22 protein-coding genes are annotated in these 20,539 nt (G+C 61.2%); 15 read left to right on the forward strand and 7 right to left on the reverse strand.

Annotation, left to right across the window (positions count from 1 at the left end; all coding sequences use genetic code 11):
• Positions 1–31 precede the first annotated feature (31 nt).
• Both QDY28_RS08350 and QDY28_RS08355 read right to left on the reverse strand, forming a co-directional pair.
• Positions 32–1,585 carry an MDR family MFS transporter gene (locus QDY28_RS08350; RefSeq protein ID WP_331381218.1) on the reverse strand — a complete coding sequence of 518 codons (1,554 nt, stop codon included), beginning with the start codon at positions 1,583–1,585 and terminating at the stop codon, positions 32–34.
• Positions 1,582–2,031: a MarR family winged helix-turn-helix transcriptional regulator gene (locus QDY28_RS08355; RefSeq protein WP_331381219.1), complete on the reverse strand. Its 450-nt coding sequence runs from the start codon at positions 2,029–2,031 to the stop codon at positions 1,582–1,584. Before QDY28_RS08355 ends, QDY28_RS08350 begins: the two co-directional genes overlap by 4 nt.
• A gap of 268 nt (positions 2,032–2,299) precedes the next feature.
• Here QDY28_RS08355 and QDY28_RS08360 point away from each other — a divergent pair, with 268 nt between their 5' ends.
• Positions 2,300–2,998 carry a class I SAM-dependent methyltransferase gene (locus QDY28_RS08360; RefSeq protein ID WP_331381220.1) on the forward strand — a complete coding sequence of 233 codons (699 nt, stop codon included), beginning with the start codon at positions 2,300–2,302 and terminating at the stop codon, positions 2,996–2,998.
• A gap of 12 nt (positions 2,999–3,010) precedes the next feature.
• Positions 3,011–3,664: a TetR family transcriptional regulator gene (locus tag QDY28_RS08365; RefSeq protein ID WP_331381221.1), complete on the forward strand. Its 654-nt coding sequence runs from the start codon at positions 3,011–3,013 to the stop codon at positions 3,662–3,664.
• A 7-nt stretch (positions 3,665–3,671) separates the two neighbouring features.
• Here QDY28_RS08365 and QDY28_RS08370 read toward each other — a convergent pair whose 3' ends face one another.
• Positions 3,672–3,818 (reverse strand): hypothetical protein, encoded by a 147-nt coding sequence (locus QDY28_RS08370; RefSeq protein WP_331381222.1) that lies wholly within the window; start codon positions 3,816–3,818, stop codon positions 3,672–3,674.
• 20 nt (positions 3,819–3,838) lie between these two features.
• On the opposite strand from QDY28_RS08370, the gene QDY28_RS08375 reads away from it, so the two are divergent.
• The 5 genes from QDY28_RS08375 to QDY28_RS08395 all read left to right on the forward strand — a co-directional run bounded on the left by QDY28_RS08375 (position 3,839) and on the right by QDY28_RS08395 (position 9,357).
• Positions 3,839–4,045 (forward strand): hypothetical protein, encoded by a 207-nt coding sequence (locus QDY28_RS08375; RefSeq protein ID WP_331381223.1) that lies wholly within the window; start codon positions 3,839–3,841, stop codon positions 4,043–4,045.
• 35 nt (positions 4,046–4,080) lie between these two features.
• The gene (locus QDY28_RS08380; protein WP_331381224.1) at positions 4,081–4,962 is read left to right on the forward strand and encodes an aldo/keto reductase; all 882 of its coding nucleotides are present in this window, start codon (positions 4,081–4,083) and stop codon (positions 4,960–4,962) included.
• 634 nt (positions 4,963–5,596) lie between these two features.
• On the forward strand, positions 5,597–6,901 hold the full coding sequence (locus QDY28_RS08385) for an alpha/beta hydrolase (protein ID WP_442967493.1): 1,305 nt from the start codon (positions 5,597–5,599) through the stop codon (positions 6,899–6,901).
• Between the two features lie 136 nt (positions 6,902–7,037).
• Positions 7,038–8,285, forward strand: coding sequence for an NAD(P)/FAD-dependent oxidoreductase (locus QDY28_RS08390; protein WP_331381225.1), 1,248 nt, complete (start codon positions 7,038–7,040; stop codon positions 8,283–8,285).
• A gap of 34 nt (positions 8,286–8,319) precedes the next feature.
• Positions 8,320–9,357, forward strand: a complete 1,038-nt coding sequence (locus tag QDY28_RS08395) for a 4-hydroxyproline epimerase (protein ID WP_331381226.1) — start codon at positions 8,320–8,322, stop codon at positions 9,355–9,357.
• Between the two features lie 154 nt (positions 9,358–9,511).
• Here the strand turns inward: QDY28_RS08395 and QDY28_RS08400 are convergent, their stop codons facing one another.
• On the reverse strand, positions 9,512–9,943 hold the full coding sequence (locus QDY28_RS08400; protein ID WP_331381227.1) for an RbsD/FucU family protein: 432 nt from the start codon (positions 9,941–9,943) through the stop codon (positions 9,512–9,514).
• Positions 9,927–11,174, reverse strand: a complete 1,248-nt coding sequence (locus QDY28_RS08405) for an ROK family transcriptional regulator (protein ID WP_331381228.1) — start codon at positions 11,172–11,174, stop codon at positions 9,927–9,929. The genes QDY28_RS08400 and QDY28_RS08405 overlap by 17 nt, the downstream gene beginning before the upstream one ends.
• A 254-nt stretch (positions 11,175–11,428) precedes the next feature.
• On the opposite strand from QDY28_RS08405, the gene QDY28_RS08410 reads away from it, so the two are divergent.
• The 6 genes from QDY28_RS08410 to QDY28_RS08435 all read left to right on the forward strand — a co-directional run bounded on the left by QDY28_RS08410 (position 11,429) and on the right by QDY28_RS08435 (position 17,610).
• The gene (locus tag QDY28_RS08410; protein WP_331381229.1) at positions 11,429–12,454 is read left to right on the forward strand and encodes a sugar ABC transporter substrate-binding protein; all 1,026 of its coding nucleotides are present in this window, start codon (positions 11,429–11,431) and stop codon (positions 12,452–12,454) included.
• 166 nt (positions 12,455–12,620) lie between these two features.
• Positions 12,621–13,685: an ABC transporter permease gene (locus QDY28_RS08415; protein ID WP_331381230.1), complete on the forward strand. Its 1,065-nt coding sequence runs from the start codon at positions 12,621–12,623 to the stop codon at positions 13,683–13,685.
• The gene (locus tag QDY28_RS08420) at positions 13,661–14,470 is read left to right on the forward strand and encodes an ATP-binding cassette domain-containing protein (RefSeq protein ID WP_331381231.1); all 810 of its coding nucleotides are present in this window, start codon (positions 13,661–13,663) and stop codon (positions 14,468–14,470) included. The genes QDY28_RS08415 and QDY28_RS08420 overlap by 25 nt, the downstream gene beginning before the upstream one ends.
• Positions 14,467–15,099, forward strand: coding sequence for a nucleoside triphosphate hydrolase (locus QDY28_RS08425; protein ID WP_331381232.1), 633 nt, complete (start codon positions 14,467–14,469; stop codon positions 15,097–15,099). The genes QDY28_RS08420 and QDY28_RS08425 overlap by 4 nt, the downstream gene beginning before the upstream one ends.
• A 92-nt stretch (positions 15,100–15,191) precedes the next feature.
• Complete coding sequence (gene pyrC / locus QDY28_RS08430; protein WP_331381233.1) at positions 15,192–16,232, forward strand: dihydroorotase; 1,041 nt, start codon at positions 15,192–15,194, stop codon at positions 16,230–16,232.
• A gap of 184 nt (positions 16,233–16,416) precedes the next feature.
• A complete protein-coding gene (locus QDY28_RS08435) occupies positions 16,417–17,610 on the forward strand; it encodes a GGDEF domain-containing protein (RefSeq protein ID WP_331381234.1) in 1,194 nt (397 codons plus the stop codon).
• Between the two features lie 4 nt (positions 17,611–17,614).
• Here QDY28_RS08435 and QDY28_RS08440 read toward each other — a convergent pair whose 3' ends face one another.
• Positions 17,615–18,094, reverse strand: a complete 480-nt coding sequence (locus tag QDY28_RS08440; RefSeq protein ID WP_331381235.1) for an anthrone oxygenase family protein — start codon at positions 18,092–18,094, stop codon at positions 17,615–17,617.
• Positions 18,091–18,921 carry an NmrA family NAD(P)-binding protein gene (locus QDY28_RS08445; RefSeq protein ID WP_331381236.1) on the reverse strand — a complete coding sequence of 277 codons (831 nt, stop codon included), beginning with the start codon at positions 18,919–18,921 and terminating at the stop codon, positions 18,091–18,093. Before QDY28_RS08445 ends, QDY28_RS08440 begins: the two co-directional genes overlap by 4 nt.
• A 99-nt stretch (positions 18,922–19,020) precedes the next feature.
• On the opposite strand from QDY28_RS08445, the gene QDY28_RS08450 reads away from it, so the two are divergent.
• Together QDY28_RS08450 and QDY28_RS08455 are read left to right on the forward strand one after the other, a co-directional pair.
• Positions 19,021–19,695 carry a TetR family transcriptional regulator gene (locus QDY28_RS08450; protein WP_331381237.1) on the forward strand — a complete coding sequence of 225 codons (675 nt, stop codon included), beginning with the start codon at positions 19,021–19,023 and terminating at the stop codon, positions 19,693–19,695.
• Positions 19,696–19,792: 97 nt separating this feature from the next.
• A complete protein-coding gene (locus QDY28_RS08455) occupies positions 19,793–20,494 on the forward strand; it encodes an orotate phosphoribosyltransferase (RefSeq protein ID WP_331381238.1) in 702 nt (233 codons plus the stop codon).
• The last annotated feature ends 45 nt before the right edge of the window (positions 20,495–20,539 follow it).

The following is a 20,539-nucleotide window of genomic DNA, read 5'->3' on the forward strand; positions in this document are numbered from 1 at the left end:
GATGGACTTACCCGGGGCTTGTGCGGTGGTTTCAGCGCGGCGGCTGCGCACCTTCACCGTGATGCGCCTTCAGCGGCAATTCCGGCAGGAAGAGCAGCGCGATCAGGGCCAGCCCTATAATTACGGTTCCGGTGGCGAAGGTCATGGCGATGGCGTGGCGGTAAAGCGCGATCGCAGCCGCATGAGCTTCCGGCGAAGCGGCGGCAAGTTGCTTCAAGCCGCCTTCGGTCAGCGACGGCAGGTCGAGACCGTGGGACGAGCCAATCGCCTTTTGCACGCGATAGGCCAGGATCGCGCCGGAACCGGTGACGCCGATCAGGCCGCCGAGCGAACGGAAGAAGGCAAGCGTTGCGGTGCCGACGCCGCGATGCGCAAGCGGCAGGGCATTCTGCACCGCGACCGTCATGGTCGGCATCACCAGTCCGAGCCCCAGGCCGAGCGCGAAGATCGGGGGCTCGATGATGGCGAAGCCCTTGCTGGTCGCAATGGCCCAGGCGAGTGTGGCAAAGGCGGCCGTCGCGAGGCCGAGCCCGCAAAGCTGGGCCGGCTTGTAGCGGCCCGAACGCTGCAGCAGCACGCGGCCGTTGAGCATGGAGGAGATAACGAAGCCGATCATCAGCGGGCCCGTCAGGAAGCCGGAATGCGAAGGAGTGACGCCCATCACCATCTGGAAGAACAATGGGAAGAACAGGGTGGCGCCGAGCATGCCCATGAAGGTGAGGGCGAGCACCAGGCAGGCGATGACGAACAGCCGGTTGCGGAAGAGATCAGGCGGCAGCACCGGCTCTGGTTCATGTCTGATATGAAAGACGAAGAGAATTCCGAGGACAAGCGCTGCGGCGGAAAGACCGAGAATCTGCGCCGAATCCCAGGCCCATTCGTTGCCGCCAAGCGCGAGCGCCAGCAGGAAGCTGGTGGTGCAGGCAGTCAGCAGCACGGCGCCGAGATAATCGATACGGCGGCTGCGCGCCTGATGGCGGCGCTTCAAGGCGCGGCCGATCATGACGAGTGCTACTGCGCCGATCGGCAGGTTGACGTAAAAGATCCAGTGCCAGGAGAGCAGGTCGGTGATGACGCCGCCGAGAATCGGGCCGATCACGCTGCAGACGGCGAAGACGGCGGCGATCGAACCTTGATTGCGCCCGCGCTTGGCCGGGGGCACGAGATCGCCGATGATGATCTGCGCGAGCGGCAGCAGTCCGCCGGCGCCAAAGCCCTGAATGGCACGGAAGATGATGAGCTGCAGCAGCGTCTGCGCCATGCCGCTCAACACGGAGCCGAGAAGGAAGATGAGGATTGCCGCGTAGATCATCGGCTTGCGGCCATACTGATCGCTGAGCTTGCCGTAGAGCGGCATGGTGCTGGTCGAGGCCAGGACATAGGCGCTCACCACCCAGGAAAGATGCGTAACGCCGCCGAGATCGCTGACGATGCGCGGCAGGGCGGTCGCGACGATGCTCTGGTCGATGGCGCCGAGGCCCAGCACGATCATCAGGCCAAGGATGACGGCACGGATTTCGCCGCGGTCGGCCGCATCTCCGTCGCTCGCCCGCTGCGGAGCGGCCTGTTGAACCTGTGGTGTCATTGTCCGATCTCTCCGAGCGGGCCGATGGCGGCGCGGATGGCGGCGCGCGCCTCGGGTGACAATTTGGCGAGTTCGAAGGCGAGCCAGTCGGTTCGCCTCTGCTTTATGCCTTGAATGAGAACTCGCCCCTTCTCCGTGGCGATCAATCCGCTGCGCCGCCGGTCTTCCGGGTCGGGAGCGGAGCGGGTGACGAGGCCTTCGCGTTCCATCGCCTTGATATGTCCCGATATCGTCGGGCCGCGCAGCTTCTCCAGCCGCGCCAGCTCTGCGACGCCTATGCCCGGTTGCTGCAGAATGGCGACCAGAAGAAGCGCCTGCAGCGGCGAAATGCCGGGCTCCTCGGTTTCACGCCGCAACTGCCGATAAAGACGATGCAGAGCGGGACGCAGCGCTTCGGCGAGTACCATGGCCTCTTCAAGGTCGCGAAGATGTCCGGTTTTGCGCATGGCCATCCAGAAAGATAGGTAGGCTTCCTATCTATCTACATAACCGACACTTGCCACTTGCACAAGCGATCGGGTTCTCGAAGCTTTTTATTTGCACTTAACGCAAAAATACAACAGTTTAAAAAATGCATTGCATAAAGATCGCTATTGTGGTTTGCGTATCAGCAATATTGGCCGCGCAATTGCCTGCTGCGCCTTCGAATTGCCACGCTGCTCGGACCTTGATCGCGTCATATTCGATATGTTTGCTATGGGCGGGATTCCTGGGATGACGACAAAAACGACATGCGCCGAATTCGTTCTGTTCTTCCGCTCCTGGGTGAGCGACCCCATGCGTGTGGCCGCGATTGCGCCGTCCGGCGAGCGATTGGCCCGTCTGATGACACAGGAGATCGAGGCGCTCGACGGTCCGATCCTTGAACTCGGCCCCGGCACCGGCGTCTTCACGCGTGCGCTACTGGCCCGCGGCCTTCCTGAGAAAGACTTGACGTTGATCGAGTTCGGTGAAGAATTTACCGGTCAATTGCGCGGGCGCTTTCCTGAGGCGCGCGTAGTGCAAATGGATGCGGCGCAGCTCGTACAATGCGGGTTGTTTGCCGACGCGCCCTTCGGCGCCGTCGTCAGCGGCCTGCCATTGCTCTCCATGTCTCCCGAAAAGATCATTGCGATCGTCGGCGGCGCCTTTGCGACGATGAGGCCTGGCGGCGCACTCTATCAGTTCACCTACGGTCCGCGCTGCCCGGTGTCGCGGTCGATCCTCGATCGTCTCGGCCTGAAGGCGGTGCGCATCGGCGGCACGGTGCGCAATATTCCCCCGGCTGGCGTCTATCGGATTTCGCGCAGAAAACCGTTGGAGATCTCGATCGATCGCTGCAGGTATCATGGCAGGGAAGTGGATGCCGGGTTAGCAGCCTATGCTGCCGAAACGGGCGCGGCCGATATGGGACGGCCAGAAGCGGGTGCATAGCGGGGGTGGCCCATGGCTGATGCGAAAGAGATCGACGGCGGGGTGAGGGAAGGCCGGCGCGAACGCAAACGCCGCCAGACGCGAGAGCGCATCGAGTCGGTGGCACTCTCGCTGTTCCTCGAACGCGGCTTCGACGGCACGACGATCGAGGATATCACCGAGGCCGCCGATGTCTCCAAGCGCAGTTTCTTCGATTATTTTCCGAGTAAGGAAGAGGTGGTCTTCGCCTGGCAGGACAGCTTTTCCGACGAACTCGCCGATGCGATCGCAGCGCAGCCCAAGGATGCGTCCATTGCCGAGGTCATCGAAGGCGCTCTGACGTCCGCATTGCTTGCCGCGTCCTCGGATCCGCAGCACCTTGCCATAGCCGTCCTGATCCGCGACACGCCGGCGTTATGCGCCCGCAACCAATTGAAATATGCCAAACTCGAAGAAAAATTGACGGAAGCACTTTACGCCCGCTCCGGCGGCGCTGAAGAGGAGCGGTTTCGCCTGCGCCTGCTGTCGGCGATCGTCGTCAGCACGCTGCGCATCGGTGGCGAGCGCTGGAATGAAGGCCTGCAAGAGGCGTCATTGCAGGATTTCGCCCACCACGTGTTCGAAGAACTCTGGACGGCACTCTCTGAACTCGGAACCCTGTTGCGGCAACGCAATCCCAATCGCTAATTTCAGATCAAGGCGCCTGCCGTTTGCGGCGGCTCGACTGCCGCCGATGGCGCAGGAAATCGATCAACGCCCGCAGCTTTGCCGGCACGCGGCGGCGGTCGGCATAGTAGAGCGTCAGCCGAGCGAATGTCGGCGTCGAACTCTTGCCCGACAATATCGACCAATAAGCCCTCGATGCGCCGCCTCGAACGCAACGGCAAACAGCCTGGCGACCCGAAGAAGGCTGCACAAGTTATGCTGCAGCTCATTGCATCGGAAAACCCACCGACCCATCTTCTGTTAGGTCGCGACGCCATCAGTCTCGTTCGCGAAAAGCTCGGCCTGCTCAAGACCGAGTTCGACGCCTGGGAACAGGTCTCGGCTTCCACGGATTTCGAATAACGTCAACCAGACCATAGGGACGAAAACCGAAAACCATGTCAGATCTAAACGCAGCCAAGTCCGGTCAATTCAAGATCGGCGGCGACCTTACTGTCAATCGCCTCGGTTTCGGCGCCATGCGCATCACCGGGTCAGGCATCTGGGGAGAGCCGGCGGATCACGCCGAATCCATCCGCACCCTGAAGCGCCTGCCGGAACTCGGCATCGACTTCATCGACACGGCCGATTCCTATGGCCCTGATGTGTCCGAACGGTTGATCAAGGAGGCGCTGCACCCCTATGGCGACAAACTTGTCGTTGCCACCAAGGGAGGTCTGACCCGCACCGGGCCCGATGCATGGATTCCTCTGGGCCGCCCGGAATATCTGATCCAGCAGGCGCATAAAAGCCTGCGCAATCTCGGTGTCGAGCGGATCGATCTCTGGCAACTTCACCGCATTGACCCCAAGGTGCCGGCCTCCGAACAGTTCGGCGCCGTCAAGTCGCTGCTCGACGTCGGGATCATCCGCCACGCGGGCCTCAGCGAAGTGTCGGTGGCCGACATCGAGGCTGCTTCGAAGCATTTCAAGGTGGCGACCGTTCAAAACCGCTACAATCTGGTCGACCGCACCAGTGAAGACGTTCTCGATTATTGCGCAAAGCACAATATCGGCTTCATCCCCTGGTTCCCGCTCGCAGCCGGCGATCTCGCGAAGGAGGGCTCGCTGCTCGATACCATCGCCAAGAAGCACGGCGCAGCCCCGAGCCAGATCGCCCTTGCCTGGGTTCTGAAGCGCAGCCCTGTCATGCTGCCGATTCCGGGCACCGGCAAGGTCAAGCATCTCGAAGAGAATACCGCGGCGGTAAACATCACGCTGTCCGATGACGAGTTCTCGGCGCTGGATGCCGAAGGCAGGAAGGCGTTTGCCGCTGCCTGAGCCTTCCTCGGATTGATAAACAACTGAACGGGTGGCCGCTGATGGAGCGGCCGCCTTTATGATTCGCACGTCCTTCCGATAGCCGCGACACAGTGTAAATCCAGCCTGTCGGTTCACCGGCGCATGCCGTGAAAAGCGTGATCACGACGATGTGTATCGCACATCGCCGCATTTGGCGGCTTTAAAATAGGCGCCGAAATGCAGCGGTTGTGGGTGCTATGCGGTTTTTCAAGGAAATGTGAATAAAAGCTTTGCGTCTGATGCATTGCTGCATTGCGAAAGCCGATCTGTTAATGCCTGCCCGGCAATTATATCTACCCCCTCGAAGGCAGCGCACTCCTCCTCCCAGCGCTCCTTCATAGATTGGCAACACTCCTCCTCCTCCCAGTTGCCAATCCGGATCAAGAGCCCGATGCATCCTCCTCCCGCATCGGGCTCTTTTTATTTGCCCTTTTCCCAAGCTTGCTGTCGGGCTGATCGTGCTCATTGCTTCCAACCCACCGTTGCGCCTTTGCCTCGGTCAGATGAATTAGCGCTACATTACATTGCGAAGACAGTGCACGCCGCTTGCACCGTCCCCTTCCATCGGTATGTTGACGGCGACATTGGAATTGCGATGAAGAGGGCTGGCGCGATGCGGCGCATGGAAGATACTGGCCGATGGGGGAAGGCCTTCTTCCGGGCTGTCGCCGTCACCGCGGCGTTGTTGCTGACGGCCTGCGGCGGCCGCCCGATCGGCGTCATGCAGCCGGTCGCCGACAATATTCCCGGCACCTCCAACGTCGACCTGCTCGTCGCTACCACCCGTCTGCCGGACAAGGATCCGGCCATCCTGTTTTCGGGAGAGCGCGGTCCAGGTTTGAAGGTCGACGCCGTTAGTGTCTCGATCCCACCGGAAGCCAATCGCAAGGTCGGCCAGGTGCAGTGGCCGAACCGGCTGCCCGGCGATCCCTTAAAAAATTTCGTCACCACCTCGGTCAAGCCGCTGATGGGTGCGGCCGACATTCAAGCGTGGCTGCACACGCATCTGCCGAAGAACAAGCGCGTCCTGATCTTCGTGCATGGCTTCAACAATCGCTATGAGGATTCGGTCTATCGCTTCGCCCAGATCGTCCATGATTCCCATGCCGATGTCACGCCGGTCGTTTTCACCTGGCCGTCGCGGGCCAGCGTTTTCGACTATGCCTACGACAAGGAAAGCGCCAACTATTCCCGCGATGCGCTGGAAGAAATGCTGCGTCGCGCCGCCTCCAACCCCTCAGTCGGCGATATCACCGTCATGGCCCATTCCATGGGCACTTGGCTCGCTGTCGAGGCCTTGAGGCAGATGGCAATCCGAGACGGCCGTGTCGCGCCGAAGATCAAGAACGTCATTCTCGCTTCTCCCGACCTCGACGTTGATGTCTTCGGCCAGCAATTTGCGGCACTCGGTAAGGACAAGCCGCATTTCACCCTGTTCGTTTCGCGCGACGACCGGGCGCTGTCGCTGTCGCGCCGCATCTCCGGCAATATCGACCGCCTCGGTCAGATCGATCCGAGCGCCGAGCCCTATCGCAGCGAGTTGGAAAAGCAGGGCATCACCGTGCTCGATCTTACCAAGCTCAAGACCGGCGACCGGCTGAATCACGGCAAATTTGCCGAAAGCCCGGAAGTGGTCAAGCTGATCGGCGACCGGCTGATCGAAGGACAGACGATCACCGATTCCGATGTCGGCATCGGCGACGCAGTCGGCGCAGTCGCCATCGGCGCAGCGCAGACGGTCGGCAGCGCGGCCAGCGTCGCCGTCAGTGCGCCCATCGCCATCTTCGATCCGCGCACCCGCCGGAATTACGGCGAGCAGGTCCGCCGCCTTGGTGCATCCGCCGGCAATACCGTCGGCTCCGTTGGCGACAGCGTCGAGACGACCGGCAGCAACGTTGGCGCGACGATCAGTCGATAGTTATCTTCGCTCCGCGGAGGCGAGAGATGTGCTCGGCATTCGCTCTCCCGCAAAAACTTCATAGCCACACCTCATGATCTGATATATCACATGGTGCATCAAATCGAGCTTACGCTCTGCGGGTGGAACTTCAGGAATGGACGAAAATAAGCGGACGGTCATCGTCGTCGGCGCCGGCGTTATCGGTGTGGCGATCGCCTTCGAATTGCAGCGACGCGGACGGCAGGTGACGCTCGTGGACAAGGGCGAGCCGGGTGAGGGCGCCTCCTTCGGCAATATGGCCAGTATCGCGCTCGATTTCGCCGCCAGTTCAGGCCCGTCCACCTGGCGCAAGATTCCCGGTTGGCTGCTGGATCCGGAAGGTCCGGTTTGGCTCAGGCCTTCCTACGCGCCGAAAATGCTGCCATGGTTCCTGCGCTTCGTCGCCGCCGGTCGGCCCTCTCGGCTGAGGGAGATCGAAGATGCCGGCATGAGCCTGTCCCGCCACGCACTCGGCGATTTCAGAACGATGCTCGATGCCATCGGTGCGCCGGATCTGATGACGGCTGAGGGCTGTCTGGCCATCTATGAGACCGAATCGGAGTTTGTCGGCGACCGCAGTCAACTTGAGCTGATGCGGCGCTATGGCTTCGAACACAAGGTTCTCTCCGGCGCCGAAATCCGCGATTGCGAGCCGGCACTGTCGCCAAAAATTGCCAAGGCGGTATTGCTGCCGGACAACAAGTCGATCCGCGATCCCCACCAGCTTGTCCTTAAGCTGCTGGACACCGCCAAGGCTCTCGGCGCCACCTTCACCTCCGGCGCGGTCCGAACCGTCGAGCGCCAGGCAAATGGCGGCATGGTGGTGCTTCTCGACGGCGGAAGACGACTGGAGGCCAATGATGTCGTACTCGCCGCCGGCGTCCGTACGCGCTTCATCGCCTCCGCGCTTGGCGAACCGATCCCGCTGGAGACCGAACGCGGCTATCACACGCAGATCATGAAGCCCGGCATTGCCATGCGCTATTCGATCATCTGGCCGCATCGCGCCTTCATGGTAACCCCGACGGCCGGCGGCATTCGCGTCGGCGGCAATGTCGAATTGGCCGGTCTCGATGCGCCGCCGGATTTCCGCCGTCCGCGCATCCTTGTCCGCCACGCCCAGCGGGCGCTGCCGGGCCTGCAGGTGGAAGACGCCAAGGACTGGATGGGCCATCGCCCGGCGCTGCCCGATACGATCCCGATCATCTCGCCGTCCTCGCGCATTTCCGGCGTCTGGTACGCCACCGGCCATGGTCACCTGGGCCTGACCTTTTCGGCGACGACAGCAAGGTTGATGGCCGATATGATGAGCGGCGTCACGCCCGACGTCGACATGAACCCGTTCCGCATTAATCGCTATTAGGCATCACCCGTCACGTCTGATTTGGAGTTTCGACATGAGATGGAAGCGCACGATCCAGTTGTTGGACGTTCATTGCGAAGGTGAGATCGGCAAGGTCGCGATCGGCGGCGTGCCCAAAATTCCCGGCAATACGATCGCCGAGCAACTGCAATGGCTGAACACTGATCCGAAAGGCGAGGAACTGCGCCGCTTCCTGGTGCTTGAGCCGCGTGGCGCGCCGATCGGCTCCGTCAACCTGCTGCTGCCGGCCAAGCACCCCGAAGCCGATGCAGGCTTCGTCGTCTTGCAGCCGGATCAGGCGCATGCGAGCTCCGGTTCGAACTCCATCTGCGTGACGACGGCGCTGCTCGAATCCGGCATCGTCGAGATGAAGGAGCCGGAAACAGTAGTTACGCTCGATACCGCTGCCGGCTTGGTGCGGGCGACCGCCACCTGCCGCGATGGCCGCTGCGAGAAGGTGCGGCTCACCATGGTTCCGTCCTTCGTGCATGAGCTGGATGTGCAGATCGATACGCCGCATTGGGGCAGGATCAAGCTTGATCTCTGCTATGGCGGTATATTCTACGCGCTGGTCGATGTCGGCGAGGTCAATCTGACCATCGAGAAGGCCAACGCCGCATCGCTTGTGCAGGCCGGCATGATACTCAAGGAGCTGATCAACCGGACGATCCCGGTCGTGCATCCGGAAATTCCGGCAATCTCCGGCGTTGCCTACGTCATGTTCCGGGATATCGATGCCGATGGCGCGGTCCGCACCTGCACGACCATGTGGCCCGGCCGCGCCGACCGTTCGCCCTGCGGCACCGGCAGTTCCGCCAATCTCGCCACGCTGCATGCCCGCGGCAAGGCCAAGGTCGGCGATGTCTTCAAGTCCCGTTCGATCATCGGCTCGGAATTCGAGGTCGGCCTTCAGGCGGTCACGGAAGTTGCCGGCAAACCCGCCATCATCCCCACCATCACCGGCCGCGGCTTCACCTTCGGTCTGAGCCAGGTGGCGCTCGATCCCTTCGATCCCTTGGTGAATGGTTTTGCCGTGACGGACGTCTGGGGGCCATCGGCGGGGGATATTTAAAGCCCTCGCCCCAGCGGGGAGAGGGCAGCGCGTAGCGCGGGTGAGGGGCGTTGCCGGGTAACATTCAAACGGCAACTGCAGGAAAATCCTTACGGTGCATTGCCCCCTCAACCTGCCCTTCGGGCATCCTTCTCCCCGCTGGGGAGAAGGTGAGTTATTTCGGATAAATCACACCCTTGCGCAAAATGATGTTCCCATAAAGCCGTGGCTCGCTCGTTTGCACCAGCGCGTGCGCCTGCTTCACCCGCTCGTAGAATTCCGCCGGCAGGAGCGGCACGACCTTAATGTCGGGGACATGCTGCCGGCAAACGTCGATCATTTCCGCATGCACGGGATCGAGGGCATCGCGATCCTGCTTGACCGTCGCGCGGAAAATGGCCTGCGGCACGAAATCGTCGATCGGCAACACGCTTAGTATGGCGTCGAGCACTCTGACGACGCCGTGGCCGTCGAGGCGGATGAGGCGGCGGGCATGTTCGAGACCCGGATAATTGCCGTCGACGAGGGCGATTTCATCGCCGTGTCCCATGGCGCGCAGCGTCGCCAAAAGGTCGGGGCTCAACAACGGGTCAATGCCCTTCAGCATGGTCTATCTCCTTGAAAAGTATGTTCTGGTCGATGAGGTAGCGCGCGAAGATCGGCAAGCTGGCGCCGCCGATGGCGCGTGCCTGCGGGCCCACCGCACCTTCGATGATCTCGGGCATGACGACGCCTTGCAGGTCGAGCTCCGAAGCCGCTTTGATGGTGGCGCGCACGACCCGTTCACGCACCCAGTCGGGAAACCCACCGTCGATGATGGCGGCGCTGAAATCGATGATGGAGGCGGCGGCGACGATCGCCTGCGCCAGTGCCTTGGCCGTATCCTGAATCCAGGTTTCCAGCGGCTCGCCGAAGTCGATCCAGTTATCTGCCGAATACCAGAGCGGCCGCGGATCAAAGCCGCGATCCCTCAGCAGATTTTCGAGCACGAAGATCGAAGCGATGTCGAGCAACTGCCGGGTTTCACCGTTGCGTCCGCGCACGGGTAGCGGGCCGAGTGCCCCTGCCGTTCCGGTACGTCCCACGAAGATCGAGGAGTTCAGGACGATGCCGCCGCCAAGGAAGGAGCCGATGAAGAGGTAGACGAAATCCGGATAGCGCGGACCGACGCCGAAGACGAGTTCGGCCCCGCAGGCGCTGGTGGCGTCGTTCTGCAGATAGACGAGGTAGGGCACACGGGCAGCAACCTCCGCCTGCAGGTCGAAACCACGCCAGGCCTCCATCGCCCCATCGGGTGCGCCGACTTCTTCCGCCCAGTTCCAGAGTTCGAAAGGTGCGGCGATGCCGACCCCGGCAAGCCGCCGGCGCTCTTCGCTGCTGAGGCGTGCTTCAAGTTCCTGAATGCCTGATGTGACGAAGGACATGATGTCTTGCGGCAGCGGGTAGGGGTAGATCTGATGGAGCTGCATTCGTATGCGCCCTACGAAATCCATCAGCACGAGATCGGCGCTTCGCCGGCCGATTTTGACGCCGAAGGAAAGCACCGCATCCGGATTGAGCCGCATCGGAATGGAAGGCTGCCCCACGCGCCCGCGCACGGGCTCGCCGCGCGACAGCAGCCGCTCTTTCTCCAGCGCACGCATGATGACGGAGACCGTCTGCGCCGACAGTCCGCTGCGCCGTGCAATCTCCGCCTTCGACAGGGCGCCGTGACGACGCACGAGCGACAGCACCAGCCGTTCGTTATGCGCGCGCACGCGCACCTGATTCGCGCCCCCGCTGGGGTCGAGAATCATGGGTGATGATGGCGTATCTGCCGGGTCTTGTAAGGGAGACATTGGCCCGCTCCTTCCATCATGGCCATGCCGTATTGTTCAGCAACATGCCACATCCGATTAATAATTCAATCCGATTTATTTATTGACAGGAGGAAATCTTTAGGATCAGATATGCGCGTTGGAGGATGTGAGCATGGCCTTGGAGGCAGCCGATCTGGAAGAAATCCAAGCAGACATGACACGTCTTAGATCCGGTCTCACTGCGAGCCGAGACCGCCGGAAGTTCCGGTCTATTCAAATTTTGGGAGGATTGAATGAAGAAATCTGTTGTTTCCGCAGCACTCGCCGCTCTGGCGATCGGCGTCGCCTTTGCCGCTCCGGCCAAGGCTGCCGACGTTTCCGCCTGCCTGATCACTAAAACGGACACGAACCCCTTCTTCGTCAAGATGAAGGAAGGTGCTACCGCTAAGGCCAAGGAACTCGGCGTAACGCTGAAGTCCTATGCCGGCAAGATCGATGGTGATAGCGAAAGCCAGGTTGCTGCCGTCGAGAGCTGCATCGCCGAAGGCGCCAAGGGCATTCTGATCGCCGCTTCCGATACCAAGGGCATCGTTCCGACGGTCAAAAAGGCGCGTGACGCGGGCCTCCTGGTCATCGCGCTCGACACGCCGCTGGATCCGGCCGATGCCGCCGATGCGACCTTCGCAACCGACAATCTTCTCGCCGGCAAGCTGATCGGCGAATGGGCCAACAAGACGCTCGGCGACAAGGCCAAGGACGCCAAGATCGGCTTCCTCGACCTGACCCCGTCGCAGCCGACCGTCGACGTCCTGCGTGACCAGGGCTTCATGATCGGCTTCGGCATCGACCCGAAGGACCCGAACAAGATCGGCGACGAGAACGATCCGCGCATCGTCGGCCATGACGTCACCAACGGCAACGAGGAAGGTGGCCGCAAGGCCATGGAAAACCTCCTGCAGAAGGACTCCAGCATCAACGTCATCCACACGATCAATGAGCCGGCCGCTATCGGTGCCTATCAGGCGCTGAAGGCCGTCGGACTGGAAAAGCAGGTCCTGATCGTTTCGGTTGACGGCGGCTGCCCCGGCGTCAAGTCGGTCAAGGATGGCGTAATCGGCGCGACCTCGCAGCAATATCCGCTGATGATGGCTGCGCTCGGCGTCGAAGCGATCAAGAAGTTCGCCGACACCGGCGAGAAGCCGAAGCCGACCGAAGGCAAGTCCTTCTTCGACACCGGCGTTTCGCTGGTGACGGACAAGCCGGTTCCCGGCCTGAAGTCGATCGACACCAAGGAAGGCACCGCGAAGTGCTGGGGCTGAGCCCCATCCTCGGTCTGGCGTGATCTTAGTCGAAGAACTGCTTGCTGATGCGGTTCTTCGGCTCGGGATTATGCCGTCGTAATACCAACGCCGGCCGGGTTTGAGCCCCGGCCGGTTTCAACCCCGGCGGTTTCCGCGTAGTTCGGCGCGGTTGCGGAGGAAAACAATGACCGGCGCACAGGAATTCGAGCGTGTTCTCGATGGCAGCGACAAGAACGTCGCCTCGTTCGAGCACCAGGATGTCACTCTTCTTAAACGCACACAGCATTTCTTGCATTCGACGCCGGCCGCGGTGCCGTTGATCGTCTTGGTGATGGCAATCATCATCTTCGGCATTGCCATCGGCAGCCGCTTCTTTTCCGCCTATACGCTGACGCTTGTTCTGCAGCAGATCGCCATCGTCGGCATTCTCGGCGCGGCGCAGACGCTGGTCATTCTAACTGCCGGCATCGATCTTTCGATCGGCGTGATCATGGTCATTTCCGCCGTCATCATGGGCAATTGCGCCATAACCTACGGCATGCCGACGCCGATCGCCGTTCTTGCCGGCATGTTAGCGGGCGGAGTCTGCGGATTGCTCAACGGTTTCCTCGTCGCCACCATGAAGCTGCCGCCGTTCATCGTGACGCTCGGCACCTGGAACATCGTCATGGCGACGAATTTCATCTATTCGGCCAACGAGACCATTCGCGACACCGATGTCGACGAACAGGCGCCGCTCCTGCATTTCTTCGCAATCAGCTTCCGGCTTGGCGGCGCGGTGCTGACGCTTGGCGTCATTGCCATGGTGCTGCTGGTCGTCGGCCTTTGGTACGTCCTCAATCACACGGCCTGGGGCCGGCATGTCTACGCTGTCGGCGATGATCCGGAAGCGGCAAAATTGTCGGGCATCCAGACCAAGAAAGTGCTGCTCGCCGTCTATGGTGTTTCGGGACTGATCGCGGCCTTTGCCGCTTGGGTCTCGATCGGCCGCAACGGCTCGATCTCGCCATCCTCGGCCGTGACGGACTTCAATCTTCAGGCGATTACCGCGACCGTGATCGGCGGCATCTCGCTCTTCGGTGGCCGCGGTTCGATCCTCGGCACGTTGTTCGGCGCGATGATCGTCGGCGTGGTTTCCATGGGCCTCAACATGCTCGGAGCCGACCCGCAGTGGAAGGTTCTTTTGACAGGCGTGCTCATCATCGGCGCCGTCGCGATCGATCAATGGATCAGAAAGGTGTCGGCATGACCACGACTGGCGAACCTCTTCTCACGGCACGCGGCCTCGTCAAGCGCTACGGACGCGTGACCGCCCTCGACAATGCCGATTTCGACCTCTATCCCGGCGAAATCCTGGCCGTCATCGGCGATAACGGCGCCGGCAAATCCTCGCTGATCAAGGCGATTTCCGGCGCGACCACGCCCGATGAAGGCGAGATCAAGCTAGAGGGGAAACCCGTCCACTTCAGATCGCCGATGGAAGCGCGCGAGGCCGGCATTGAGACGGTCTATCAGAACCTGGCATTGTCGCCGGCGCTCTCGATCGCGGACAATATGTTCCTCGGCCGCGAGATCCGGAAGCCCGGCATTCTCGGCTCCTGGTTCCGCATGCTCGACCGGCCGGCGATGGAAAAGCGCGCCCGCGACAAGCTCACCGAACTTGGCTTGATGACGATCCAGAACATCAACCAGGCGGTGGAAACACTGTCGGGCGGCCAGCGCCAGGGTGTGGCGGTGGCACGCGCCGCCGCCTTCGGTTCCAAGGTCGTCATCATGGACGAGCCAACGGCCGCCCTTGGCGTCAAGGAAAGCCGCAAGGTGCTGGAGCTTATCCTGGACGTCCGCGCCCGCGGCTTGCCGATCGTGTTGATCTCCCACAATATGCCACATGTCTTCGAGGTGGCGGACCGCATCCACATCCACCGCCTCGGGCGTCGTCTGACCGTGATCAACCCGAAGGAATATTCGATGTCGGATGCCGTTGCCTTCATGACTGGCGCCAAGACTCCTCCGACGGAGACTGTCGCCGCATGAGTTCGGTGCTTGAGGGAATCGCCGACGAGATTATCGGGCGCGCCGACGGCGCAAAACGGTTTCTCGTTGCGATTGCCGGCCCGCCCGGCGCCGGCAAATCGACGCTGGCGGACAATATAGCCGAAGCGCTTAAGGCCAAGGGCGAGAGCGCCGAGGTCCTGCCGATGGACGGCTTCCACATGGACAATGCCGTGCTGATCGAAAAGGGCCTGCTGAAACGCAAGGGCGTTCCCGAAAGCTTCGACGTCCGCGCCTTTCTCGATATCGTGAAGGCGGTGCGCGCGGCCGATCAGGAAGTGCTGGTGCCGGTCTTCGATCGCTCGCGCGAGATCGCCATCGCATCGGCCCGCGTCGTCTCCCCCGATCACCATTTCATTATCATAGAGGGCAACTACCTGCTCTTCAATCAGGGCAAGTGGGCGGATCTGGAAGGCATGTTCGACTATTCGATCATGCTGGCACCACCGATGGAGGTTCTGGAGCAGCGCCTCTGGGAGCGTTGGAGGGGCTATAAGCTCGACGACGAGGCGGCTGGCGCCAAGGTCTACGGCAACGACCTGCCGAACGGCCGGCTGATCCTCGAGAACCGCCGCCCGGCCGACTTCACCATCGATATCGTGCAGGGCTGAGCCTCCACCGTCATTTACACGTCGCCATCGATTGTTTTGCGGTGGCGTATGGTGCTATTCGAAGCGCGACAACCATTCAGAGGTTCGCGCCCATGCAAAAGCTCACCATCCGCCGCCCCGACGATTGGCATCTGCATCTGCGTGATGGCGCCGTGCTGCAAGGCGTGATCGCCGACACCTCGAGGCATTTCGCCCGGGCCATCATTATGCCGAACCTGGTGCCGCCGGTCGTCACCACGGCGGATGCGGCGGCCTATCGCGAGCGCATTTTGAAGGCATTGCCGGCAGGCGACCGCTTTCAGCCGCTGATGACGCTCTATCTCACCGAGCACACCGATCCCGACGATGTCGAGGAAGGCAAGAAAAGCGGGCTCATCACCGCCGTCAAACTCTATCCCGCCGGGGCGACGACCAATTCCCATGGCGGTGTGCGGAATATGGACAAGGCGATGCCGGTGCTGGAGCGCATGGCCAAGATCGGCCTGCCGCTCTGCGTGCACGGCGAGGTGACGGCGCCGGAGGTGGATATTTTCGACCGCGAGGCCGTTTTCATCGAAACCGTGCTCGATCCGCTGCGTCAGCGTTTGCCGGAACTGAGAGTCACCATGGAGCATGTGACGACATCGGACGGCATCGGCTACATCAAGTCGGCAAAGGCCAATCTCGCCGGCTCGATCACCACGCACCATCTGATCATCAACCGCAATGCCATCCTCGTCGGCGGCATCAGGCCGCATTATTATTGCCTGCCGGTTGCCAAGCGCGAAAGCCACCGCCTGGCGCTGCGTGCGGCCGCCACGAGCGGTGACGCCAGGTTCTTCCTCGGCACCGATTCCGCCCCGCATGTCGATCCGCTCAAGGAATGCGCCTGCGGCTGCGCCGGCATCTACACATCGGTCAACACAATGAGCTGCCTGGCGCATGTTTTCGAGCAGGAAGGCGCGCTCGACAAACTCGAGGCTTTCGTTTCGCTGAACGGCCCCGCCTGGTATGGGCTAGCAGCAAATGAGGATCGCATTACCTTGATCCGCCGCGCGGAATCGGTGGGCTTTCCCGACAAGATCGAAACCGAGGCAGGCCCCATTACCGTGTTCGATCCGATGTTCCCCCTGCACTGGGATGTCGAGAGCTGACAAAAATAGTTCTGGAATGTGCGATCGATAATATTTTTGTTCAGAAACGCTTTTCGTAATATGAAAAGCATATTTCCTTGAAATACATGATCTTTATCGGATCGCGTAGCCAATTTGATAACCCTTGAAGGTTAGGGTTATGCCGATCCCCAACGGTGCGAAATGAAACCGTCGAAGGAAGAGCATGGAGCTTGATTATAATTCTCTTCTGCTGGCCCTTGGCGTTTCCGCGTCCTGTCTGGCGGTGACGCTGGTTGGAAGCTGGTTTTCCCGCCGGCCGGAGACATTCCTGCTGACCTGTTCTGCTGGCCTTGTCCCGATTGTCGCCGGGATTTTCACCTATGGTGCCTATGTAGACAAGCCGCGACTGGTGCTTGCCATTCTCACCTTCGTGCTGTTTTTCATCGGCTTTTCGACGATCTGGGCGGCGGGATATCAGTTCCGCATGCGCCGGTTCTCCAAGGCCCGCGTTTTGCTGGGAAGCTTGGCCGGCATTGCCGCTTCCGTGCCGGCCATGCTCGCGGGTTACGATGGCCTTGCCTTCATGGGCGACAATATTGTTGTTACAGTGCTCCTCCTGCTGACGGCGCGCGAATATTGGTTGAGCCGTCAGGAGGCGCCGACGCCGCTCTACGGCATCACCGCGCTTTATGCACTGACGGCTATTTCCTTTGCGCTGTGTGCAGGTGTCCTCATCTGGGACGGCAAACTCGTGCTCGGCCATGCGCCGGACAATTGGGCCGAAGATGTCAGCCTTGCCATCTGCATCGCCGGCATGACCGGCATCGGCGCCCTGTCGCTCGCCCTGCATCAATGGCGTTTGGCGGCCCATCATCGTCTGCAGGCCATCACCGATCCGCTGACTGGCCTGCTCAATCGCCGTGCGCTGTTCGATCTCTATGGCCACCGCTCTTTCGGCCCGTCCATGGCCGTGATCGTCTTCGATATCGATCGCTTCAAGTCCGTCAACGATCAGTACGGCCATGCCACCGGCGATATCGTGCTCAAGCTTTTTGCGAAGGAACTGGCGGTCGGACTGCGGGCCTCCGACACGGTAGCCCGTCTCGGCGGCGAGGAATTCGCGCTGGTCCTCGACAATGCCTTGCCGGGCCGGGCAGAGCAGATCGCCGAGCGGGTGCGCGACGCCTTTGCTGCCCGCGAGATCACCGCGGATGGCAGATCGTTCGCCTGCACGGTCAGCGCCGGTGTCGCGCTCGGCACCGCCGACGGCATCGCTTTCGACAGCGTCCTCAGTACCGCCGACAAGGCGCTTTATGCCGCCAAGCGCAATGGCCGCAACCGTGTCGAGGTTGCGACCTATCTGCACGCCGTCTCGCCGGACGTTTCCCGCACGGCATCCTGCTCGCGCCCCGGTTGATCGGTCAAAACAGAGCACGGACAAAGGCGCAGGCGGCAAGCAGCGACGCCAAGGTGCGTACATGGTTCCACCTTGTCCAATCGGTGAGATAAGTACTCCAAAACTGGGCTGCTTCCGCCGCACGGCCATCGACCTTATCGAGAGCGTCGTTCAAGGGCACGTTGAATATCATGGTCGAAAGAAGGCTGGCGACGAGGTAGAGCGCCGCGCCCGCCAGCATCAGCATGCTGGTGCCGCCCCGCCAGTAGAGGATTGCCATCACGGCGATGAATAGCGAGAGCGCAGCCGTCAACAGGAACAGCACGATAAAGGGTGAACGCACGATCGTCGTATTGATCGATTGCATGGCGGCGATCCCCTGATCGACGGTGAGACGACCGAAGGCCTGCATGATGAAGGTCGAGAAGGCAAAGTAGACGCCGGCGAGAAGGCCGCTGCCGAGTGCGGCGACAATAAGAGCGATATTCGTGATCGGATAGGTCATGACTGGACACTCCAGATGCCGGCTACGGCGGTTTCACGGGCATAGTCGGAAAAATCTTTGGGCATCCTGCCGAGGATACGGCTGATGCCGTCCATGACAGGCGAGTTGCGGCCGTCGAGCACCTCCGTGAAAAGCTCACGCAGGAGATCGGTCGTCTCTTGCGGCAGGCCGTAGGCGGTCATCTCGGCGATGAAAGCATCGATCGGAACTGTTTCATACCCGATAGTCCTGCCGGAGGCAGCCGCGATTTCGGAAACCGCCTGGCGAAAGGTCAGGGCGCGGGGGCCAGTCAGTTCGTAGGTCTGGTTCCGGTGACGGGGATCGGTGAGACATACGACAGCCGCATCGGCGATGTCGTCGGCATCGACGAAAGGCTCCGGCACATCGCCGGCCGGCAAAGTGAGCTTTCCCTGGAGAAGCCCGTCGACGAAAGCGCCCTCGCTGAAATTCTGGTTGAACCAACTGGCGCGCAGCACGGTGTAATCAACGCCGGCTGCCTTGAGTTTCTCCTCGCTGCGAACCGCGCCATCCTCGCCGCGTCCGGAGAGCAGCACGATGTGCCCGACGCCCGCTTCGATCGCCGCTTTCGCAAGAGCCGCTATGGCGTCCGCTGCCCAGTCGACCGAAAGATCCGGCTGGAATGTGACATAGGCGGCGGAAGCGCCTTCCAGCGCCTGATGCCACGGAGTGCGGTCCTGCCAATCGAAGCGCGGTGTCGTCGAGCGAGAGGCGGCACGAACCGTGATGCCGCGCTCCTTCAGGCGCTCGGCGACGCGACCGCCGGTTTTTCCCAATCCGCCGATGATGGCTATTGTCGAGATCTGCATTTCAAGCTCCTCCAGCGTCAAATGTGATAAATTCTCTCATTTGCGAAATGTGATAAACTCTCTTATATCATCTGTCAAGAACGACGAGCGAGTGGTGGCATGACGCAGGAACCGATTGTGAAACGCAGGCGCAGCAAGGAAGAGGCGGGGACACCACGCCGAATCCCGAGCCAGCAGCGCGGCCGCGAGCGCGTCGAGCGCATATTGTCGGTTGCGATGGAACTGATAAAAAAGAACGGCAGTGACGCGTTGCGCATGGGCGAAATCGTCGAAAAGGCCGGCGTATCCTTCGGTTCGCTCTATCAATATTTCCCCGACAAGACCGCCATCATCCGCGTGCTGGCCGAACGCTTCAACGAACAAGGGCGGCAATGTGTGGAGATCGAACTGGCCCGTGTGCAAAGCACTGAGGATCTTCAGGGCGCGCTTGGCAGCATCGTCGACGGTTACTACGCGATGTTCCGCGATGAACCGGTCATGCGGGATATTTGGCATGCGACACAGGCGGACAAGCTTCTACAGGAGATCGATGCCGAGGATATGGAATGGCATTCCCAGGCTTTTCTGGCCGTCCTTCATCGTCTCTGGCCGGCGCGCGATTCCGAGGAGCTGGCTCGGATTGCGCGACTAACCATGCAATTGGTCGCCGCCGCCGTTCGCTATGCGATTTCGATCGAGAAGGAGGAGGGCGACAGGTCGATCGCCTTGTTCAAGGCAATGCTGCCCGCCAATATCGGCGCTGTTTCGGCGAAGCCGCCGCAATCGATGCAATAGCCTCGGGAAGAGGAGCGCACAAAACCGATCCGTCTGGAAACCTTGGCCACTTGCTGCTATTGCCGCAGGAATGTCTTAAATGGCGAAGGAGGCCCGCATGACCACCCAGATGACATTTTCCGATCGCGCCGTCATGGCCGAGCTGGTGGCGAAGATGCTTTGGGAGATCAAGGCGGTGCATTTCAGCGCCGAGAAGCCTTATAAGCTAGCCTCCGGCATGGCGAGCCCGGTCTACATCGATTGCCGCAAGCTGATTTCCTATCCGCGCATCCGCGCGACGGTGATGGATTTCGCCGCCAGCATCGTCATGCGGGACGCCGGCTTCGAGCAGTTCGATTGCGTCGCGGGCGGCGAGACGGCGGGTATCCCCTTCGCCGCCTTCCTCGCCGAGCGCCTTGATCTGCCGATGATCTATGTCCGCAAGCAGCCGAAGGGCCATGGCCGCAATGCGCAGATCGAGGGCCATATGCCGGAAGGCGCCCGTGTCCTGGTCATCGAGGATCTGACGACGGCGGGCGGCAGCATGTTCACCTTCATCGACGCCATCCGCGCCGCCGGCGGCATCGTTGATCACGGTATGGCGCTGTTTTACTACGGAATTTTTCCGGAAGCCGAGGAGCGGTTTGCCAACGCGAAGGTTCGGCTCCACCACATCGCCACCTGGCGTGACGCGCTTGCCGTCGCCAAGGCGCAAAAACTGTTCGACGACAAAACGCTCGAGGAAGTCGAAGCGTTTCTCAATGCGCCGCTCGCCTGGTCCGGCCGGAATGGCGGCGTATCGGAACTGGCAACAAAGTGACGCTTTGCTTTTGCCGCAAATTTATCTAATCGATTTATGGATTAG

It is taken from the genome of Rhizobium sp. BR 362, assembly GCF_036528765.1.
Taxonomy (GTDB): domain Bacteria; phylum Pseudomonadota; class Alphaproteobacteria; order Rhizobiales; family Rhizobiaceae; genus Rhizobium.

What these genes read in the sequence shown, in the direction of transcription:
- QDY28_RS08350 (WP_331381218.1), bottom strand. Translation starts at nt 1,585, where the DNA reads ATGACACCACAGGTTCAACAGGCCGCTCCGCAGCGGGCGAGCGACGGA.
- QDY28_RS08355 (WP_331381219.1), bottom strand. Translation starts at nt 2,031, where the DNA reads ATGCGCAAAACCGGACATCTTCGCGACCTTGAAGAGGCCATGGTACTC.
- QDY28_RS08360 (WP_331381220.1), top strand. Translation starts at nt 2,300, where the DNA reads ATGACGACAAAAACGACATGCGCCGAATTCGTTCTGTTCTTCCGCTCC.
- QDY28_RS08365 (WP_331381221.1), top strand. Translation starts at nt 3,011, where the DNA reads ATGGCTGATGCGAAAGAGATCGACGGCGGGGTGAGGGAAGGCCGGCGC.
- QDY28_RS08375 (WP_331381223.1), top strand. Translation starts at nt 3,839, where the DNA reads ATGCGCCGCCTCGAACGCAACGGCAAACAGCCTGGCGACCCGAAGAAG.
- QDY28_RS08380 (WP_331381224.1), top strand. Translation starts at nt 4,081, where the DNA reads ATGTCAGATCTAAACGCAGCCAAGTCCGGTCAATTCAAGATCGGCGGC.
- QDY28_RS08385 (WP_442967493.1), top strand. Translation starts at nt 5,597, where the DNA reads ATGCGGCGCATGGAAGATACTGGCCGATGGGGGAAGGCCTTCTTCCGG.
- QDY28_RS08390 (WP_331381225.1), top strand. Translation starts at nt 7,038, where the DNA reads ATGGACGAAAATAAGCGGACGGTCATCGTCGTCGGCGCCGGCGTTATC.
- QDY28_RS08395 (WP_331381226.1), top strand. Translation starts at nt 8,320, where the DNA reads ATGAGATGGAAGCGCACGATCCAGTTGTTGGACGTTCATTGCGAAGGT.
- QDY28_RS08400 (WP_331381227.1), bottom strand. Translation starts at nt 9,943, where the DNA reads ATGCTGAAGGGCATTGACCCGTTGTTGAGCCCCGACCTTTTGGCGACG.
- QDY28_RS08405 (WP_331381228.1), bottom strand. Translation starts at nt 11,174, where the DNA reads ATGTCTCCCTTACAAGACCCGGCAGATACGCCATCATCACCCATGATT.
- QDY28_RS08410 (WP_331381229.1), top strand. Translation starts at nt 11,429, where the DNA reads ATGAAGAAATCTGTTGTTTCCGCAGCACTCGCCGCTCTGGCGATCGGC.
- QDY28_RS08415 (WP_331381230.1), top strand. Translation starts at nt 12,621, where the DNA reads ATGACCGGCGCACAGGAATTCGAGCGTGTTCTCGATGGCAGCGACAAG.
- QDY28_RS08420 (WP_331381231.1), top strand. Translation starts at nt 13,661, where the DNA reads ATGGATCAGAAAGGTGTCGGCATGACCACGACTGGCGAACCTCTTCTC.
- QDY28_RS08425 (WP_331381232.1), top strand. Translation starts at nt 14,467, where the DNA reads ATGAGTTCGGTGCTTGAGGGAATCGCCGACGAGATTATCGGGCGCGCC.
- pyrC (WP_331381233.1), top strand. Translation starts at nt 15,192, where the DNA reads ATGCAAAAGCTCACCATCCGCCGCCCCGACGATTGGCATCTGCATCTG.
- QDY28_RS08435 (WP_331381234.1), top strand. Translation starts at nt 16,417, where the DNA reads ATGGAGCTTGATTATAATTCTCTTCTGCTGGCCCTTGGCGTTTCCGCG.
- QDY28_RS08440 (WP_331381235.1), bottom strand. Translation starts at nt 18,094, where the DNA reads ATGACCTATCCGATCACGAATATCGCTCTTATTGTCGCCGCACTCGGC.
- QDY28_RS08445 (WP_331381236.1), bottom strand. Translation starts at nt 18,921, where the DNA reads ATGCAGATCTCGACAATAGCCATCATCGGCGGATTGGGAAAAACCGGC.
- QDY28_RS08450 (WP_331381237.1), top strand. Translation starts at nt 19,021, where the DNA reads ATGACGCAGGAACCGATTGTGAAACGCAGGCGCAGCAAGGAAGAGGCG.
- QDY28_RS08455 (WP_331381238.1), top strand. Translation starts at nt 19,793, where the DNA reads ATGACCACCCAGATGACATTTTCCGATCGCGCCGTCATGGCCGAGCTG.